The organism is Streptomyces boetiae, assembly GCF_031845405.1.
In the GTDB taxonomy this organism is placed as follows: Bacteria; Actinomycetota; Actinomycetes; order Streptomycetales; family Streptomycetaceae; genus Streptomyces; species Streptomyces boetiae.
In genome coordinates, this window is the sequence record NZ_JAVREN010000006.1 from 39,347 (window position 1) to 55,922 (window position 16,576).

Annotated in this window: 19 protein-coding genes; 10 read left to right on the top strand and 9 right to left on the bottom strand. The window is 75.6% G+C overall.

Features of this window, described 5'->3' with window-relative positions; genetic code table 11:
- Nucleotides 1-190: 190 nt before the first annotated feature.
- Genes RM780_RS05830 through RM780_RS05845 form a run of 4 tightly spaced genes read left to right on the top strand, consistent with a single transcriptional unit; the run spans nt 191 to nt 2,931 of the window.
- On the top strand, nt 191-367 hold the full coding sequence (locus RM780_RS05830) for a hypothetical protein (protein ID WP_311629408.1): 177 nt from the start codon (nt 191-193) through the stop codon (nt 365-367).
- 49 nt (nt 368-416) lie between these two features.
- Nucleotides 417-650: a cupin domain-containing protein gene (locus RM780_RS05835; RefSeq protein ID WP_311629409.1), complete on the top strand. Its 234-nt coding sequence runs from the start codon at nt 417-419 to the stop codon at nt 648-650.
- A gap of 39 nt (nt 651-689) precedes the next feature.
- The gene (locus tag RM780_RS05840) at nt 690-2,204 is read left to right on the top strand and encodes an MFS transporter (RefSeq protein ID WP_311629410.1); all 1,515 of its coding nucleotides are present in this window, start codon (nt 690-692) and stop codon (nt 2,202-2,204) included.
- A 49-nt stretch (nt 2,205-2,253) separates the two neighbouring features.
- On the top strand, nt 2,254-2,931 hold the full coding sequence (locus RM780_RS05845; RefSeq protein WP_311629411.1) for a TetR/AcrR family transcriptional regulator: 678 nt from the start codon (nt 2,254-2,256) through the stop codon (nt 2,929-2,931).
- Nucleotides 2,932-2,963: 32 nt separating this feature from the next.
- Here RM780_RS05845 and RM780_RS05850 read toward each other — a convergent pair whose 3' ends face one another.
- The gene (locus RM780_RS05850; protein ID WP_311629412.1) at nt 2,964-3,362 is read right to left on the bottom strand and encodes a helix-turn-helix domain-containing protein; all 399 of its coding nucleotides are present in this window, start codon (nt 3,360-3,362) and stop codon (nt 2,964-2,966) included.
- A gap of 106 nt (nt 3,363-3,468) precedes the next feature.
- Nucleotides 3,469-3,999 (bottom strand): GNAT family N-acetyltransferase, encoded by a 531-nt coding sequence (locus RM780_RS05855; protein WP_311629413.1) that lies wholly within the window; start codon nt 3,997-3,999, stop codon nt 3,469-3,471.
- Between the two features lie 255 nt (nt 4,000-4,254).
- Here RM780_RS05855 and RM780_RS05860 point away from each other — a divergent pair, with 255 nt between their 5' ends.
- The gene (locus tag RM780_RS05860; protein WP_311629553.1) at nt 4,255-5,091 is read left to right on the top strand and encodes an MFS transporter; all 837 of its coding nucleotides are present in this window, start codon (nt 4,255-4,257) and stop codon (nt 5,089-5,091) included.
- Here RM780_RS05860 and RM780_RS05865 read toward each other — a convergent pair.
- Genes RM780_RS05865 through RM780_RS05895 form a run of 7 tightly spaced genes read right to left on the bottom strand, consistent with a single transcriptional unit; the run spans nt 5,075 to nt 12,425 of the window.
- Nucleotides 5,075-6,061, bottom strand: coding sequence for a zinc-dependent alcohol dehydrogenase family protein (locus RM780_RS05865; protein WP_311629414.1), 987 nt, complete (start codon nt 6,059-6,061; stop codon nt 5,075-5,077). The two genes, RM780_RS05860 and RM780_RS05865, sit on opposite strands and share 17 nt — an antisense overlap.
- 18 nt (nt 6,062-6,079) lie before the next feature.
- Nucleotides 6,080-6,514: a lipocalin-like domain-containing protein gene (locus RM780_RS05870; RefSeq protein ID WP_311629415.1), complete on the bottom strand. Its 435-nt coding sequence runs from the start codon at nt 6,512-6,514 to the stop codon at nt 6,080-6,082.
- A complete protein-coding gene (locus RM780_RS05875; protein WP_311629416.1) occupies nt 6,511-6,834 on the bottom strand; it encodes a hypothetical protein in 324 nt (107 codons plus the stop codon). Before RM780_RS05875 ends, RM780_RS05870 begins: the two co-directional genes overlap by 4 nt.
- A gap of 56 nt (nt 6,835-6,890) precedes the next feature.
- Complete coding sequence (locus RM780_RS05880) at nt 6,891-8,873, bottom strand: DUF6081 family protein (protein WP_311629417.1); 1,983 nt, start codon at nt 8,871-8,873, stop codon at nt 6,891-6,893.
- A complete protein-coding gene (locus RM780_RS05885; RefSeq protein WP_311629418.1) occupies nt 8,870-10,783 on the bottom strand; it encodes a flavin-containing monooxygenase in 1,914 nt (637 codons plus the stop codon). The genes RM780_RS05880 and RM780_RS05885 overlap by 4 nt, the downstream gene beginning before the upstream one ends.
- The gene (locus RM780_RS05890; RefSeq protein ID WP_311629419.1) at nt 10,783-11,274 is read right to left on the bottom strand and encodes a flavin reductase family protein; all 492 of its coding nucleotides are present in this window, start codon (nt 11,272-11,274) and stop codon (nt 10,783-10,785) included. The genes RM780_RS05885 and RM780_RS05890 overlap by 1 nt, the downstream gene beginning before the upstream one ends.
- A complete protein-coding gene (locus tag RM780_RS05895; RefSeq protein ID WP_311629420.1) occupies nt 11,271-12,425 on the bottom strand; it encodes an acyl-CoA dehydrogenase family protein in 1,155 nt (384 codons plus the stop codon). The genes RM780_RS05890 and RM780_RS05895 overlap by 4 nt, the downstream gene beginning before the upstream one ends.
- A gap of 220 nt (nt 12,426-12,645) precedes the next feature.
- On the opposite strand from RM780_RS05895, the gene RM780_RS05900 reads away from it, so the two are divergent.
- From RM780_RS05900 to RM780_RS05920, 5 genes are read left to right on the top strand one after another with little or no spacing between them, the layout of a single operon-like run.
- A complete protein-coding gene (locus RM780_RS05900) occupies nt 12,646-13,926 on the top strand; it encodes a beta-ketoacyl-[acyl-carrier-protein] synthase family protein (RefSeq protein ID WP_311629421.1) in 1,281 nt (426 codons plus the stop codon).
- The gene (locus tag RM780_RS05905; RefSeq protein WP_311629422.1) at nt 13,923-15,290 is read left to right on the top strand and encodes a ketosynthase chain-length factor; all 1,368 of its coding nucleotides are present in this window, start codon (nt 13,923-13,925) and stop codon (nt 15,288-15,290) included. Before RM780_RS05900 ends, RM780_RS05905 begins: the two co-directional genes overlap by 4 nt.
- Complete coding sequence (locus tag RM780_RS05910; protein WP_311629423.1) at nt 15,290-15,541, top strand: acyl carrier protein; 252 nt, start codon at nt 15,290-15,292, stop codon at nt 15,539-15,541. The genes RM780_RS05905 and RM780_RS05910 overlap by 1 nt, the downstream gene beginning before the upstream one ends.
- Nucleotides 15,542-15,553: 12 nt before the next feature.
- Nucleotides 15,554-16,096 carry an SRPBCC family protein gene (locus RM780_RS05915; RefSeq protein ID WP_311629424.1) on the top strand — a complete coding sequence of 181 codons (543 nt, stop codon included), beginning with the start codon at nt 15,554-15,556 and terminating at the stop codon, nt 16,094-16,096.
- On the top strand, nt 16,093-16,551 hold the full coding sequence (locus RM780_RS05920; protein WP_311629425.1) for an SRPBCC family protein: 459 nt from the start codon (nt 16,093-16,095) through the stop codon (nt 16,549-16,551). Before RM780_RS05915 ends, RM780_RS05920 begins: the two co-directional genes overlap by 4 nt.
- The last annotated feature ends 25 nt before the right edge of the window (nt 16,552-16,576 follow it).

Here is a 16,576-nt window from a genome sequence, read left to right on the forward strand (position 1 = left end):
GCCTGGCCCGGCGCGACCTGGCCCGAGACCCTGCGGCCGGCCACCGACGGCCGGACCCGCCAGGTCCCGGCGGCCGACGTCACCGTGGCCGCTCTGCGCGCGCGTGCGGGCGAGGAGGTGGTGACCACCGCGCTGGTCCCGACGTGGGTCGTCACCGGCAGCGAGGCGGACATCGGCGTCCACCTCCGGCGTGCCCGAGTGCATGGTGGACGCCGCACCGCAGCGCCTCTCGGCGCGGGGGCGCGTGGTCACCTTTCTGGTGCCGGCCGGCTACGTGCACAGCACGCCCCACGGCTCGGTGATCAACCGCGGCATGGCGCTGGCCGCGCTGTCCTCGGCGATCATCGTCCGGGCGAGGCGCGGGTGAGACCGTCCGTCCCCGGGGCCGCCCCGCCAGGCAGAGCCCGCGGGCCCCGGTGAACCCGCCCGCCGGGATCAGCGGCAGGCGCGGCCACGTCCTCGCGGGTGAGCTGCGGCTGATCCTGGGCGAGCGGGAGTTCACGCTGCGGCCGGGGGAGGTGACGGAGTTCGCCACCGCCGAGCCGCACTGGTTCGGCCCGGAGCACGCGAGCGCCGTGGAGATCCTGCACCTGTCCGGGCCACGCGGGGACCAGGCGGTCGTCCGCGCCGGCCGTTCCGCCGTCCGATAAGCATTTGAGCGGAGCGCTCCGCTCCGATAGCGTCGCGGCATGCGCACGCCCGCCCCCGCCCCCCGCCCGGGAGCGGTCCTCACCGCCCTGCTCCTGACCGTGGGCACCTACACCGTCATGCAGACCATGGTGATCCCCGCCCTGCCGGTCATGACCGGCGAGCTGGACACCGACACCGCCACCGCCGGCTGGCTGATCACCGCGTTCCTGCTCGGCTCCGCGGTGCTCACCCCCGTCCTCGGAGCCCTCGGCGACCGGTACGGGCACCGCAGGATGCTGCTCGTCACCCTCGGCGTCTACCTGGCCGGCACCGCCGCCGCGGCCCTCGCGCCGGACGTCGGCACGCTGATCGCGCTGCGCGCCGTCCAGGGCGTGAGCATGGCGACGCTGCCGCTCTCGCTCGCCGTCATCCGGCAGACCATGCCGCCCGAGCGGATGGCGAGCAGCTTCGGCCTCACCGCCGCCATGCTCGGCGGCGGGGCCGGGGCCGGCCTCGTGCTGGGCGGCCTGATCATCGACAACGCCTCCTGGCGGTGGATGTTCGCCTTCCTCGCCGCCCTGGTCTCGGTCGCCGCCTGGCTGGTCGCCCGCCTCGTGCCCGAGAGCCCGCGCCCGGCCACGGGGACCGGCGGCGCCGGGAACGCCGGGCCCGCAGGGCCGACGAACGCCCGCGGCAAGGGCGTTGACCTTCCCGGTGCCCTCCTGCTGGCCGGAGCCCTGGCGCTCCTGCTGCTGGGCATCACCCAGGGCACCCCCTGGGGCTGGACCTCCCCGGGCGTGCTCGGCCTCTTCGCCGGCTCCCTGCTGCTGTTCGTGCTGCTGATCCCCGTCGAGTCCCGCAGCCCCCGCCCGCTGGTGGACCTGCGGCTCTTCGCGCACCCGCCCCTGCTGGTGGTCAACCTCGCCGCGCTGCTGCTGGGCGTGGTCCCCTTCTTCTTCTACGTGCTGCTGCCCCGGCTGTTCCAGACGCCCGGCGAGCTGGCCGGCTACGGGCACGGCCTGTCCGTGGTGCAGTCCGGCCTGCTGATGCTCCCCAGCGCCGCCGCGGTGATGCTCGGCGGCCGGCTCGCGCCCCCGCTGCGCGCCCGGACCGGGCCCCGGATCCCGCTGGCCGCCGCCCTGGCGGTGTGCGCGGCGGGCGCGGTGCTCACCGCGCTGTGGCACCGGGACGCGGTGGCGATCGCCGCCTGGTTCTGCCTGATCGGCCTCGGCGTCGGCTGCGGCCTGGCCACCCTCGCCGAGCTGGTGGCCGAGCTGGTCCCCCCGTCCGAGATCGCCGCGGGCAACGGCCTGAACACCGTGGCCCGCACCGTCGGCAGCGCCCTCGGCGGCCAGTTGACGGCCGCCCTGCTGGAGGCCAACACCGCCGCGGGCTCGGCCGCACCGGACGGCCGGGCGTTCACCGTCAGCTTCTGGCTCGCCGCGGGCCTGGCGGGCGGCGGTATCGTGCTCACCGCCGCGCTCAGGCCGCGCCCCTACCGGCCCGCCTCCCCGCAGCCCCCGCCCGCCGGGCGCGCGGCGGCCCCGAGCGCGGTGGCCGCGGAGAGGCCATGAGCGCCCGCCGGGCGAGGCGGGCGGCGAGAGAAGCAGCGGAGGCGACACGATGAGAACGGAGCGCACCGGCCCGCCCCGCGGGCGGCAGAGAGAGGCGGATCTCAACGACGAGAAGCTGCTGCGCGCCGCCCGGCGGGTCTTCGTCGAGCACGGCTGGGACGCACCGGTCTCGGTGATCGCCCGCGAGGCCGGCATCGGGATGGGCAGCCTCTACCGGCGCTTCGCCAGCAAGGAGGAGCTGGTCCGGCGCATCGAGCTGTGGTGCCTGGACCTCAAGGCCACCGCCGCGGAGGAGGCCCTGCGCGAGGCCGATCCCTGGCAGGCACTCCTCGCCTACCTGCGCGGCGTGCTGCTCTCCCGCGACCACGGCGGCCTGCTGCCCCGGGTCGGCGGGCGGGTGGCCTCCGACCCGGAGCTGGCCGCGGCGGCCGGGCGGCTGCGCGTCGCCCTGGAGGCCCTGGTGCTGCGCGCCCGCGAGGCGGGCGTCCTGCGCCCGGACGTGGAGCCGGCCGACATCCCGCTGGTGCTGGAATTCCTCAAGGCCCGCCTGCCCACCTCGCCCGAGCGGGTCGAACAGCTCCACCTGCGCTACCTCGACCTCTTCCTCGACGGCCTGCGCGCCCCGGCGGCCCACCGCCCCCTCCCCGGCCCGGCGCCCGACTGGCCCGAGCTGACCACGATGTGGAACCGGCCGCCGGACCCGCCAGGACCCGCGGACGCACCCTAGGCCCCAGGTCCGCGGGTCCCGGCCCGCGCGCGTCAGGTCCGCACCAGCGGCAGCAGGATCTCGTCCACGATCTCCCCGAGCAGGGCGTCGGAGACCGGTCCCTCGGTCAGGGAGTGGTAGATCATCATCGCCGAGCCGGCGTTGGCCACGAGCCGGGTCGCGGCCTCGGGCCGCAGCGCGCCGCGCAGCGGGATGACGACCGGCGAGGGGAGCGCGTGGCAGAGCGCGTCCAGCACCAGTTCGTCCTTGTCCGCCCAGCGGCGGTACAGCGTCGCCCTGCCGGTGTGCGCCTCGGCCGCGACGCCGTCCATGGTCAGCCGGGCGTAGCCGACCCGCTCCAACTGCGCGAACACGGCGTCGTGGATGGCCTGCTCCAGCACGCGTCCGCACCGCCTGGTGCGGCCGGGCTCGGCCGGCTGATTCCGCGCCACGCGGCCCACACCTCCCTGCGAGGAAACGCTGCCGTTCCCCTCGTTCCCTCCGCTCGGACTGGCTCCCCCCAGTCCAGGCCCGGGCCCGGGCCATGCCGGGGCGCGGCTACCGCTCCCACTCCGTGGCCAGGAGCCCGAGCAGCACCTCGTCGAGGAACTCGCCCATCACCCAGGCCGAGGAGCGCAGCACGCCCTCGCGGACGAAGCCGTTGCGCTCGGCGGCGCGCAGCATCGCGGCGTTGTCCGCCAGCGTCTCGATCTGCAGCCGCCGCAGGCCGCGCACGACGAAGCCGTAGTGGCACAGCGTGGCGACCACGTCGGTCCCGTACCCCTGGCCGCGGCGGGAGGGCAGCAGGCCGAGCCCGATGTGCGCGGACCGGTTGTGGGTGTCGATGCCCCACAGCGTCGCGGTGCCGACCAGGGTGCCGCCGGCCAGCTCCACGACGGAGAACGGGACGCTGCCCTGCTCCTCGTTGTCCCCCGTCAGCCGCGGGTCCTTCGCGCCGGGCGTGATCGGGCGCCAGGGCCCGCTCTCGGCCCGCGCGGCGTTGACCACATCGTCGTAGAGCTCGGTCCGCAGGACCGGGATGTCCTCCTCGTGCCGGGCCCTGAGCCCGACCTTGCCGCCTTTGAGCATGCGGGCTTCCTATCCGCCCGGCCCGGCCGGGGGCAAGCCGATATGCCGGGCCGTCACCCGGCCTTGGAAAAGACGGAGTTCGTTCGCCAATAATCGGAGACGAATCCGTTCACTACGGGTGCCCGCTCGGCACCCCGCTATCCGGGAGGCACGCGTGACCCCGGCGACCTCCGCGACCGGCCGCCCTCCGCGACCGCCCGGCCAGGCGGGCGCCCCGGCCCCGCCCCGGCCGCGATCCTGTCGTTCACCCTGCTGATCGGAGTCGACGCCAGCATCGTCAACGTCGCGCTCCCGATGCTCCGGGAGCCGCTGGGCTTCTCCACCGCCGGCCTGGCCCGGGTGCTCAACGCCGACACGCTGACGTTCGGCGGCCTGCCGCTGCTCGGCGGCCGTCTCGGCGACGTGCTCGGCCGCCGCCGCGTCTACCTCGGCGGCATCCTGGTGTTCACCGTCTCCTCCCTGCTGGCCGGGCTCGCCACGGCCGACCGGCGGCTGATCGCCGCCCGCGCCGGGCAGGGCGCCGGCGCCGCGGTCACCGCAGCCGTGTACAGCGTCGTCTTCCTGCTGACGCAGTACCACCAGGAGGTCCGCGGCCTCAGCCCGCTACGGGCCGGCCTCGCGCCGCTGCCGATGGCCCTCGCGCAGCTCGCCCTCGTCCGCCTGGTGCCCCGCCTGGTGCCCCGGTCCGGCCCGGCAACGCTGCTGGTGGGCGGCGTCGCCCAGGTGACGGCCGGCGTGGGCCGGCTGAGCGCGCTCACCCCGGACAGCGCCTACGCCGCCTCCGTCCTCGGCCCGCCGCTGCTCATCGGCGCCGGCGGCGGCCTCGCCTTCCCCGTCCTCAGCCTCACCGTCCTGGCGGGCGTCGCGCCCGAGCGCGCCGGGGTCGCCTCCGGCCTCCTCCAGACCACGCAGTGGCTCGGCGGCGCCCTCGGCCTGGCCGTCTTCGTGACCGTCCTCGGCCTCGCCGCCGACGACGCCCCCGGCGCCACGGCCCTGACCGAGGGCATCACCGCCGCCTTCCTCGCGGCCTCGATCGCCGCCGGCACCGCCCTGGTTCTGGCCACCGCCGCCCCGGTCAGGAGGACACCCTGACCACGAGCTTCCCGACGTGCGCGTTGCTCTCCATGCGCCGGTGGGCCTCGACGGTGTGCTCCAGGCCCTCGTACACGCGGTCCACCCGGGGAAGGAAGGCGCCGTCGCGCAGGCCGGCGTCGATGAAGTGCCGGGCGCGGCGGAAGCGTCCGGGGTCGGCGAGGAACCGGTCGTTGGTGTAGGTCGTCACGGTCAGCGGCCAGTTGGGGGGCAGCGGCGTCGGCTCCCCGCTCTGGGCGCCGTAGACGATCAGCGTGCCCCCGGGCGCCACGGCCAGGGCGGCCCGCGGCGTGAACGGCCCGCCGACCGGGTCCAGGACCAGCTCCGCGCCCCGGCCGCCGGTGATCGCCGCGACCTCCTCGGCCAGGTCCTCCTCGTCGGTGACGATCACGTGGGCCGCCCCCTCCTCCTCCAGGGCGGCCCGCTTCGCCTTCGTCCGGGTCGTGGCGATCGGTATCGCGCCCAGCCGGTTGGCCTGCTGGATCGCGGCCAGCCCGACGCTGCCGGTGGCCGCCGCGATCACGACGTGGTCGCCCGGCCGCATGCCGCCCCCCTCGACGAGGGCGCCGTAGGCGGTGGTGTGCGCGACCCACGCCGCCGCCCCGGTCACCGCGTCCACGTCCGGGGCCCGGTGCAGGACCGCGGCGGCCGGGACGTTGGCGTGCGTCCCGTACACCCCGTACCGCCCCATGGCGAAGCCCGAGACGGTGCTGACCGGGTCGCCCACGGCGAAGCCCGCCACCGAGGGGCCGACCGCCTCGACCACCCCGGCGGCCTCGTAGCCCAGCCGGGCGGGCAGCGCGCAGCGGTAGACGTACGTGCCCGAGCGCAGCATGCCCTCCGCCCGGTTGAGGCCGAACGCCTCGACGCGGATGCGGAGTTCGCCCGGCCCCGGCTCCGGCAGCTCGACGTCCTCCACGCGCAGCACCTCGGGCCCGCCCGTCTCGTGGAACAGGACGGCCTTGGACATGGCTCTCTCCCTCGTCTCTCAGCGGGCGTCCTGCCGGGTGGCGGCTCCGGCGCCGGGCTGGGCGCGCTGCCAGACCAGCACCCGGTGCCGGAGGCGCCCGTCGACGACCGCGTCGCCGCGCAGCGTGAGCCGGTCGCCCTCAAGCTCGGCCTCCCGCGGGTGGTCCCGGTCGATCCAGTGGTCGACCGGGGTGACGGTGGTGCGGTGCACCAACTGCCCGTCCGTGAGGCTCCACGTGCCGCCGTAGCCCATGTACCGGGCCTGGTCCGCCGACCCGTCGCGCTCCTCGGGGGCCCGCATCATGTGCACCGAGACCCGGCCGTCCGCCGTGTACAGCAGCTGACCGCGCGGGGACCGGCCGAGGGGACCCTCGACCGGCCGCCCGCCGTCGTCCAGGTCGTGCAGGGAGCGCAGCTCCCAGGCGCCGATCAGCGCCTCCGGCCGGAGCGTCACGTCAGCGGGAACAGCTCGTGGTTGGCGTAGGCCGCCTCGTAGGAGAGCCGTGCGCGCCAGCCGGAGATGAACTCGTGGGTCCCGGGCCGCTCGGAGAACTTCCGCAGCGTCTCCATGTCCGGGCAGGAGAACTGCGCGACGTGCGTGGCCGTCATGCCTCGCGCGTGGTCGTCCACGGGCAGGCGCAGGTGCGGGCCCCGGCCGAAGCCGGTGACCAGGCCGGAGTCGAGGCACAGCCGCTCCAGGCCGGTGAAGAACTCCTCCAGCAGGGCGGGGTCGGTGTCCTCGGGAAAGCGGTAGACCAGGGTGTGCACGATCATGGTGAACCTCCTCGTCGGGCGGACGGTCGGTGGGCGGGCGTTCGGGAGACGGGCGTTCAGTGCGCGGGCAGGGAGAAGACGGTGAACGAGCGCAGCCGGGCCTCGGCGCCCTGGCCGAAGAGCCGCAGTTTCTCGGGGGCCTCGTCGTGGGCGAACTCCTGCGGCGCCGGGGGGCCCTGGCTGGTCGACAGGTAGTACCCGGGCTCCGAGGAGAGCCGGACCAGGCCCCGCTGCCCCGGCCCGGCGTGGTCCAGCGCGGTGAACAGGCCGAGCCCGGCGTTGAACTGGCGCGGCCGGACCGTCTCCTCCTCGCCCCCGTGGTCGGCGGCCAGGCAGTCCGCGTACCGCTCGGGCAGCCGCCGGCCGATCTCCTCGACGGTCAGCACCTCGCGGCCGTCCAGCGTCCACCGCAGGACGCCGTGCCTGCGGTCGTAGGCGATCCGGCAGCGGTGCCAGTCCTCGGGGGAGCGCTCGGCCACGGGGACGTGGTACGCGAAGGAGGCGTAGGGGCCCAGCGCCGCCCGGCTGAGCGGCAGGCGTTCGTACACGGCGTACACCCGCCGGTTGGTGAGCAGGAAGTTCAGCGTCAGCGAGGTCTCGAAGTCCTGCACCGGCAGGCCCGTGCAGGCCAGGCGCAGGTCGTCCTCGGGGTCCGTCACCTCGGCGCCGAAGGGATGCTCCGCGGTGCCGAAGGTGCGGCCCGACAGCACGGCCTCGCACACCAGCTGGCCCGAGGCGGGCGCGTCGTAGCCGGGGAAGCCGCTGCCGGCCATGTGGTCGGTGAACGCCAGCCACTTCACGTGGTCGAGGGTCCCGGGCAGGCCGGTGACGTACCGGTCCTGCGGCGAGACGCCGCGGGCGAACGCCGGCTCGCCGGTCTTGGGGTGGACCCCGGAGGCGCGCACGCACAGCTCCCCGCCGCGGTGGCGCACGACGCCGTCGTCCGCCGCGTACGCCCCGAAGCTGACGCCCTTCCAGCGGGCCTCGGGCCCCTCGGTGCGCAGCCCGGTGCGGAAGTCGTCGAAGAACAGCGGGATCGCCGCCGCCGACCCCGGCCCGGCCCCCGCCCCGGGCTGGCCGGTGTCCCCGGCCAGGGTGTCGCGCAGCGCGGCCACCTGGTCGTCGCGCATCTCCCGGGAGACCCGCGCCTCGGGGTGGGCCCAGGCCAGGTGCAGGGTGCCCGGGTAGTGGCGCAGGCGGGTGCGCACGTCCGCCCGGATCAGGCGCAGCGCGAAGTCGAGGTTCTCGTCGCGCAGCGGGTCGAACTCGGTGACGGCGACGAACGCCGGCGGCAGCCCGCCGAGGTCGTCCGCGCGCGCGGGGGCGGCGTAGTAGGGCACGGGGCCCGCGCAGCCGCCGAGGTAGGCCTGCCAGCTTGAGACCAGGTCGGCGCGGCGCAGCCGGGGCGTGTCCGAGTAGCACAGCGCCGCCCCGGTCAGCAGCCGGTCGTCGAGCTGGGCGGAGACCAGGAGCTGGCAGCGCAGCGCGGGCCCGCCGCGGTCGCGGGCGGCCAGCGCGAGCGCCGCGGCCAGGCCGCCCCCGGCGCTCTCCCCGCCCACGCCGATCCTCGCCGGGTCGCAGCCCAGGGACGCGGCGTCCCGGGCCAGCCACTGGAGCGCGGCCCAGCAGTCGTCGAACGCCGCGGGATAGGGGTGCTCGGGGGCCAGGCGGTAGTCGACGGAGACGACGGCGATGCCGGCCCGGTCGGCGAACTCGTCGGCGGTGGCCGCGACGTTGTCCGGGCCGCCGGCCATGAACGCCCCGCCGTGCATGAACAGCAGGGCGGGCAGGGGCTCCGCGGCCTTCTCGGGCCGGTGGACGCGCACCCGCACGTCCGTGCCCGGCACGGTCAGCTCGGCCACGGACACCGGGCCGTGCGCGGGCCGGTAGGGGGCGCGCCTCCCGGCTGCCGCGCGCAGCACGGCGCGGGCCGCCGCCACGTCGCTGAAGTCGGCGTCGACGCCCTGCTCCGCCCAGCCGCGCAGGTCGGGATCGACGCCGTAGCGCACGGCCGTCGCCGGCCGCGGTTGCGTGGTCATCGGATCAGGTACTCCTCGGGGTTGAAGCCGCGGGTGAGGCGCCAGTACTCCGCTGCGGAGTACGGCCAGTTCTGGGCGCTCCTGCCGTGGGCGTTGCGCAGCCAGCTCGTGGTGCCGGAAAAGCCCCAGGGGCGCAGCGCGTTGCCCTGATCCACCCAGGCGTTGTAGTGGTCGTGGATCCCGCCGCGCACCTCGGCGGAGCGCGCGCCGCTCTCCTGGAGCACCCGCAGCGCGTCCAGCAGGTAGGTGGTGCCGCATTCGGAGAAGTAGAAGATGCTGCCGCCCTGGCCGGCGAGGTTGGTGTTCGGCCCGTACAGCAGGAAGAAGTTGGGGAAGCCCGGCACGGTCAGGCCCAGGTAGGCGCGGGCGTCGCCGTTCCAGGACTCGCTCAGCTCCGTGCCGCCGCGCCCGGTGATCCGCATCGGGGCCATGAACTCCGAGGCCCGGAAGCCGGTGGCCCAGACGATGGCGTCCACCTCGTGGCGTTCCCCGTCGGCGGTGAGGACCGCGTCCGGCGCGATGCCGGAGATTCGCTCGGTGACCAGCCGCACGTCGGGCCGCCGCAGGGTGCGCAGCCAGCTTCCGTCGTCCCGCAGGACCCGCTTTGCGCCCACCGGGTAGTCGGGGACGACCCTCGCCAGCAGCTCCGGGTCGTCCGCCACCTGCGCGGTCATGGACGCCAGGAGCGCGGCGCGCAGCGCCTCGTTGCGGGCGGAGACGGCGCGCTCTGTGGGCGGGTGGCCCGGGTCGACGATCCAGCCGTCCAGCACGCCGCGCTCGCCGATGCCCGGGGCGAACAGCCAGAAGCGCTGCCACTCCCGGTAGAAGGGCACGTGCTCCAGGAGCCAGCGCTCCGCCTCCGGCACGGGGGCGCGGTAGTGCGGGGTGGGGCGCAGCCAGGGCGCGGTGCGCTGGAAGACGGACAGCCGCGCGGTGCGTCCGGCGATCGCGGGAACGATCTGGGCCGCGCTGGCGCCCGTGCCGATCAGCGCGACCCGGCGGCCCGTCAGGTCCGTGCCCGGCTCCCAGCGCGCCGAGTGCAGCGAGAGGCCGGCGAAGGAGTCCCGGCCGGGGATGGCGGGGAAGCTGGGCCGGCAGAGCTGGCCCGTGGCGCAGACGAGCACGGCGGCCCGCGCCTCGCGTTCGCCCTCCGGGGTGCGCATCCGCAGCCGCCACAGCGCCTCCTCCTCGTCCCAGGCCGCCTCGGTGACCTCGGTGCGGAAGCGGATGTGCTCGACGAGGCGGAACTCCTTGGCGAAGTCCCGGAAGTAGCCCTGCACCACCTCCCGCTCGCAGAAGTGGTCCGGCCAGTCGGTGCGGGCGGCGAAGGAGTAGTGGTAGAGCTGGCTGGGCACGTCGGTGCGGCAGCCGGGGTAGTCGTTGTGCTGCCAGGTGCCGCCGACGTCCTCGCCCATCTCGTAGATCTCGAAGGGCACTTCGGCCTGGGCGAGCCGGTGGGCGGCCAGCAGCCCGCTCATCCCGGCGCCGACGATCGCCACGGACAGGCGGCTGCCCGGCTGACGGCGCCAGCGGGGGCGCTTGGGGTCGGTGCGCGCTCCCGCCAGGTCCTCGGCGATCATCGGCAGCAGGGCCGTGGTGTCCTCGCCCAGCGCCCAGCGGGTGAGGGCGCGCAGCAGGCCGGGCTCGGGCAGGGCGTCGCCCGCGCGCTCGGCGGCCCCGCCGGGGGCCAGCACCTCGGCGGCCAGGCTCCGCAGCCGGGCCCGCTCCCGCGGCGGGATGCCGCCCTGGGGCGTGGTCAGCCAGCTTCCCCCGCCGCCGAGGGCGGGCAGCACGGAGGGGTCCCCGGTCAGGTGCGCGAGGGTCAGCGCCAGGCTGGGGGCGTCGGCGTGCTCCAGGGCGGCGACCAGCTCGGCGCGCGAGGCCACGGGCAGCGGGGACGGGTTGAACATCAGCGGCCCTCCGTGCTGAGGGTGGTGAAGGAACGGTCGAAGTAGACGGCGGGAGCCCCCGGCGCGGTGACCGGCACGCTCACCACCCGCCCCACCAGCAGCGTGTGGTCGCCCACGCCCTGGCGCTGGGCGACGTCGCACTCCAGCACGGCCAGCGCGCCGGCCGGGACGACGGAGCCGTGGGCGGTGGTCTCCAGGTCCCCGTCGGCGAACTTGTCCGCGGCGCGGCTGGCGAACCGCCGGGCGACGGGCTCCTGGCCGTGCCGCAGCACGCTGATGGCGAAGGCCTCGGCGCGCGCGAACACCGGGTGGCAGCGCGCCGACCGGGCCAGGCACACCAGCACCAGCGGCGGGTCGAGGGAGACGGAGCAGAACGAGGTGGCGGTGAAGCCGTGCGGCTTTCCCGCGCCATCCCGCGTGGTCACGATGACGACGCCGGAGGCGAAGCGGGAGAGGGCCGCACGGAACGCCGCGTCGGCGGCCGTCGTCATCCAAGCGCCGCCGCGGCGTAGAGGCGGGCCGCCGGCTCGGGCTGGAGCGCCTGGTGGGTGGCCACGGAGTTGACGTCGCGCCAGTGCCGCTCCAGCGGGGCGCCGGGCCGCTGCCCGGAGGTGCCCGCCGCGCGGAACATCCGGTTCACCGCGGACACCAGGAGGTCGACGGCGTAGGCGGTGTCGCGCACGTTCCTGGCCACCTCACACGGCGTGAACTCCCCGTCCCCGTCCGCGAGGTCGGCGATGCGGCGCAGCAGCAGCTCGGCGGCGTCGACCTCGGCGTCGGAACGCGCCAGCGCCAGCTCGTGGCTGACCTGGTTGCCGGCCACTCCCGGCACGCCCGGCAGCCGCGGCGCGTTCCGCAGCTTCCCGGCCAGGTACGCGGCGAACGCGGCCCGCGCGCCCCGGGCGGCGCCGAGCGCGGGCACGACGAACGTCAGGCCGTTCACCGCGGGAAGCGGCGCGACCCGCCCCTCGCGCGCCACGCCCTCGGACACCCGGCCCTCGAAGACCCGGGCCCGCTCGCAACTCAGCCGCTCCGGCACGGTGAGGCCGTCGACGACCACGGTGTGGCTGCCGGTGCCGCGCATCCCCACCGACTGCCAGGTGTCCTCGACGGCGAAGGCCGAGCGCGGCAGCAGGAACAGGCGCAGCCCCGGCTCCGCGGAGCCGTCCTCAGGGGCGGTCTTCGCGCAGACCACGGCCCACTCCGCGTGCTCGACGGCGCTCATGTACGGCCAGCGGCCTCGTACCCGCCAGCCCTCCGGCACCCGCTCCGCTTCCCCGAACGGGGTGACCGAGCTGACCACGGCCACGTCCGGCCCCTCGGCCCACACCTCCCGCTGCCCCTCCTCGGGGAAGAAGGACACGATCCGCGAGGAGGCGGCGAACAGCGAGGCGCACCAGGCGGAGGCGGCGCAGGCCTCGCCGACCGGCAGGACCGCGTCCAGCAACTCGCTGAAGCCCCCGGCCCTGCCGCCCCACGCGGCCGGGACCATGTGCCGCAGGAAGCCGGCGGCGGCCAGCCGCTTGACGACCTCCGGGTGCGGCCCCCGCGCCTCCTCGCTCTCGGCCGCGTGGCGGGCCGCGACCGCGGCGACCTCCCCGGCCGAGGCGGGAAGTGACGGTTGTTGCATGGCGAGACTCATGGCGACGACTCCTCTCACCCCTCTGTTCGCGCTCCGGGTGCCCGCAGCAGACCGATCGTGGCGGCGCCGCGTGGAGGCCCGGTCGAGGAGCGCTCGAAGCCGGAGGACCCGGCGGGTCCCGCCTTCGAGCCGCCTTCCAGATGCCCTTGAGCGGCACGCGAGGGCGGCTCGGCATAGTTCCCGACCATGTGTCATGGAAACAGTGCGGAAGGGGGTTGACATGTCAGGTGCCACCCGAAGAGTGGTGATCACCGGCATCGGGGTGCGGGCCCCCGGCGGCAGCGGGACCAAGGAATTCTGGGAGCTGCTGTCCGCAGGCCGCACCGCCACCCGCGGAATCACGTTCTTCGACCCGGCTCCGTTCCGGTCCCGGGTCGCCGGCGAGGCGGACTTCGACGCCGCCGCCGAGGGGCTGACCCCCCGCCAGATGCGCCGGATGGACCGCTCCACCCAGTTCGCCGTCGCCTGCGCGCGGGAGGCGATCGCCGACAGCGGGCTGGACACCGGCCTGCTCGACCCGGCCAGGATCGGGGTCAGCCTGGGCAGCGCCGTGGCCGCCGCGACCAGCCTGGAGAACGAGTACCTGGTGATGTCGGAGTCCGGCCGCGACTGGGTGGTGGACCCCGGCTACCTGTCGCCGCACATGTTCGACTACCTCAGCCCGGGTGTGATGCCCGCCGAGGTCGCCTGGGAGGCGGGCGCCGAGGGGCCGGTGGCGCTGGTCTCCGACGGCTGCACCTCGGGCATCGACAGCGTCGGGATCGCCGTGCGGCAGATCCGCGAGGGCGCGGCCGACGTCATGATCGCCGGCGCCACCGACACGCCGATCACACCGATCGTCATGGCCTGCTTCGACGTCATCAAGGCCACCACCCGCCGCAACGACGAACCCGCCCACGCCTCCCGGCCGTTCGACGGCACCCGCGACGGCTTCGTCCTGGCCGAGGGCGCGGCGATGTTCGTGCTGGAGGAGTACGGCGCGGCCCGGGCGCGCGGCGCCCGCGTCTACGCCGAGATCGGCGGCTACGCCACCCGTCTGAACGCCTACCACATGACGGGGCTGCGCAAGGACGGCCGCGAGATGGCCGAGGCCATCCGCCGCGCCCTGGACGAGTCGCGGCTGGACCGCACCGCGATCGACTACGTCAACGCCCACGGCTCGGGCACGCGGCAGAACGACCGCCACGAGACCGCGGCGTTCAAGCGCAGCCTGGGCGAGCACGCCTACGCCGTGCCGGTCAGCTCGATCAAGTCGATGGTCGGGCACTCGCTGGGCGCCATCGGCTCCATCGAGATCGCCGCCTGCGCGCTGGCCATCGAGCACGGCGTGGTGCCGCCCACGGCCAACCTGCACACGCCCGACCCCGAGTGCGACCTCGACTACGTCCCGCTGACGGCGCGGGACATGAAGGTCGACGCCGTCCTCACGGTCGGCAGCGGCTTCGGCGGATTCCAGAGCGCGATGGTGCTGACCGCACCGGAACGGAGCGGGCACGCATGAGCGCCGTGGACGCGCTGAGCACGACGGACCCAACGAACGCGGCGGACGCGGCGCAAGCGCCCGGCCCGGCGCACGAGCCCACCGTGGTCACCGGGATAGGGGTGGCCGCGCCGAACGGCCTGGGCACCGAGCGGTTCTGGGCCGCGGCCCTGGCCGGCCGCGGCGGCATCGCCGAGCTGACCCGCTTCGACGCCTCCGCCTCCCCCTCCCGGCTCGCCGGTCAGATCACCGACTTCGAAGCCGGGGAGCACCTTCCCGGCCGCCTGCTGCCGCAGACCGACGTGTCGACGCGCTACGCCCTGGCGGCGACGGCCTGGGCCCTGGAGGACGCCGGCGTCCACCCGGAGTCGCACCCCGCCCCGGGCCGCCCGGCCGACTACGACATGGGCGTGGTCACCGCCAACGCCACCGGCGGATTCGAGTTCACCCACCGGGAGTTCCGCAAGCTGTGGACCCAGGGGCCGGAGTTCGTCAGCGTCTACGAGTCGTTCGCCTGGTTCTACGCCGTCAACACCGGCCAGATCTCCATCCGGCACGGCATGCGCGGCCCCGGCGCCGCCCTCGTCGCCGAGCAGGCCGGCGGCCTCGACGCGCTCGGCCACGCCCGGCGCACCATCCGCGGCGGAACGCCCCTGGTGATCGGAGGCGGCGTGGACTCCGCCCTGGACCCCTGGGGCTGGGCCTCCCAGCAGGCCGGCGGCCGGGTCACCCGCTCCACCGACCCCGAGCGCGCCTACCGGCCCTTCCACCCCGACGCGGACGGCTACGTGCCGGGCGAGGGCGGGGCGTTGCTGGTACTGGAGGCCGCGTCCTCCGCCCGGCGGCGCGGCGCCCCTGCGGTCTACGGGGAGATCGCCGGCTGCGCCTCGACCTTCGACCCGCGCCCCGGCAGCGGCCGCCCGCCCACCCTGCGCCGCGCCGCCGAACTGGCCCTGGCCGAGGCCGGGCTGGCCCCCGGCGACATCGACGTGGTCTTCGCCGACGCCGCGGGCGTCCCCGAGCTTGACCGCGCCGAGGCCGAGGCCATCACCGGGCTGTTCGGGCCGCGCGGCGTGCCGGTCGCGGCGCCCAAGGTCCTGACCGGGCGCCTGTACGCGGGCGGCGGGCCACTGGACGTCGCCTGCGCCCTGCTGGCCATCCGCGACGGCGTCATCCCGGCCGTTCCCGCCGCAACGGCCGGCGCGGACCCCGGGGCCGCCGGCGGCCTGGACCTGGTGACCGGGGAGCCGCGCCCGGCCCGGGTACGCGCCGCGCTGGTGCTGGCCCGCGGCAGGTGGGGCTTCAACTCGGCCGTGGTCGTGCGGGCCGCCCCGCCCCTTTCCTCCTCCGCTGCTCCGTCCCGAGACGAAAGGATTCATCCCTGATGATGCCGACGATCGACGATCTGCGCAGGCTCCTGGTGGAGTGCGCGGGCTCCGACGCGACGCTGCCGCCGGGCGCGGACATCGCGGACACGCCCTTCGAGGACCTGGGCTACGACTCGCTGGCCCTGATGGAGACCGCCGCCCGCATCAAGCAGGAGTTCGGCATAGTCATCGAGGACGAGGCGCTCGCGGAGGCCGAGACGCCGCGCGCCCTCCTGGACGCCCTCGCGTCGGCCGCGGCCCGGGTCTGAGGAGAGGCAGCCATGACGACCACCGCTTCCTCCAGCTCCTCCGCCCCGCCGCGGGTGACCATCGACACCTCCCGGGCGTTCACCCACCGCTGCGTGCGGTCCGCCGTGATCCCCGCCTCGCGGGAGGCCATCTACGGGGCGCTGTTCGACATGCGGGCGTGGCAGGACCTGCTGCCCCACGTGCAGCGCATCGAGGTTCTCCACGACGACGGGCAGTACCAGGAATTCATGATGACGGTGAAGTCGGACACCGACGGGCAGCCGCTCACCGTGCGTTCCATCCGCAACTGCCGGGAGGACATCGAGTTCTTCCAGCCGGTGCCGCCCCGGTTCCTGCGCCACCACGGCGGCATCTGGCGCTTCCACCCGCAGGGCCCCGGCGAGACGCTGGTGGAGGTCACCCACGTGTGGAACCTCCTGCCCGAGGTCGCCGCCGAGGTCTACCCGCCCGGCCCCGAAGGCTCCACCGAGGACCAGGTGGAGCGGATGCTGGGCAATCACTCGCAGCTGACCCTCCAGGGCTGGCAGCGCGTCTTCTCCGGAGGTGGACGATGAGCACGGCGGCGAACCCCGCTACGAGCACGGACATCAGCAGGTCGGTCACGGTGCGGGCCTCCGCGGAGCGGGCCTTCGCGGTCCTGGCGGACCTCGCCGGCTGGCCGGCCGTCCTCCCGCACATCGGCGGCAGCGAGGTGCTGTACGCCGACGGCTACCAGGAGGAGTTCACCCTGCGGACCAGCGGCGGGCGGGTGCGCGGCATCCTCTACCGGCGCCCGCCGCACGAACTGGAGTTCGTGGCGCTGGAGCCGCCGCGGGGGCTGGCCCGCATGACCGGCCGCTTCACCCTCACCGAGGGCGAGGACGGCACCACCACGGTCACGGCGGAGCGCGGCTTCGCGCCGGCCCGCGGCGGAGAGGCAGGCTCGGAGCGGCTGGCCGAGGAGCTGGGCCGCCGGCTGACCGAGGACCTGGAGTCCTTCCGCTCCGCGATCGAGAACGCGGGGCCGTGACCCGGTAGCCGGGGCGGCCGGGCCG

Excerpts from the sequence above, each read along its gene's own strand:
- RM780_RS05920 (WP_311629425.1), top strand. The coding sequence starts at position 16,093 with ATGAGCACGGCGGCGAACCCCGCTACGAGCACGGACATCAGCAGGTCG.
- RM780_RS05875 (WP_311629416.1), bottom strand. The coding sequence starts at position 6,834 with ATGATCGTGCACACCCTGGTCTACCGCTTTCCCGAGGACACCGACCCC.
- RM780_RS05915 (WP_311629424.1), top strand. The coding sequence starts at position 15,554 with ATGACGACCACCGCTTCCTCCAGCTCCTCCGCCCCGCCGCGGGTGACC.
- RM780_RS05865 (WP_311629414.1), bottom strand. The coding sequence starts at position 6,061 with ATGTCCAAGGCCGTCCTGTTCCACGAGACGGGCGGGCCCGAGGTGCTG.
- RM780_RS05895 (WP_311629420.1), bottom strand. The coding sequence starts at position 12,425 with ATGAGTCTCGCCATGCAACAACCGTCACTTCCCGCCTCGGCCGGGGAG.
- RM780_RS05840 (WP_311629410.1), top strand. The coding sequence starts at position 690 with ATGCGCACGCCCGCCCCCGCCCCCCGCCCGGGAGCGGTCCTCACCGCC.
- RM780_RS05845 (WP_311629411.1), top strand. The coding sequence starts at position 2,254 with ATGAGAACGGAGCGCACCGGCCCGCCCCGCGGGCGGCAGAGAGAGGCG.
- RM780_RS05905 (WP_311629422.1), top strand. The coding sequence starts at position 13,923 with ATGAGCGCCGTGGACGCGCTGAGCACGACGGACCCAACGAACGCGGCG.
- RM780_RS05910 (WP_311629423.1), top strand. The coding sequence starts at position 15,290 with ATGATGCCGACGATCGACGATCTGCGCAGGCTCCTGGTGGAGTGCGCG.
- RM780_RS05855 (WP_311629413.1), bottom strand. The coding sequence starts at position 3,999 with ATGCTCAAAGGCGGCAAGGTCGGGCTCAGGGCCCGGCACGAGGAGGAC.
- RM780_RS05890 (WP_311629419.1), bottom strand. The coding sequence starts at position 11,274 with ATGACGACGGCCGCCGACGCGGCGTTCCGTGCGGCCCTCTCCCGCTTC.
- RM780_RS05885 (WP_311629418.1), bottom strand. The coding sequence starts at position 10,783 with ATGTTCAACCCGTCCCCGCTGCCCGTGGCCTCGCGCGCCGAGCTGGTC.
- RM780_RS05900 (WP_311629421.1), top strand. The coding sequence starts at position 12,646 with ATGTCAGGTGCCACCCGAAGAGTGGTGATCACCGGCATCGGGGTGCGG.
- RM780_RS05880 (WP_311629417.1), bottom strand. The coding sequence starts at position 8,873 with ATGACCACGCAACCGCGGCCGGCGACGGCCGTGCGCTACGGCGTCGAT.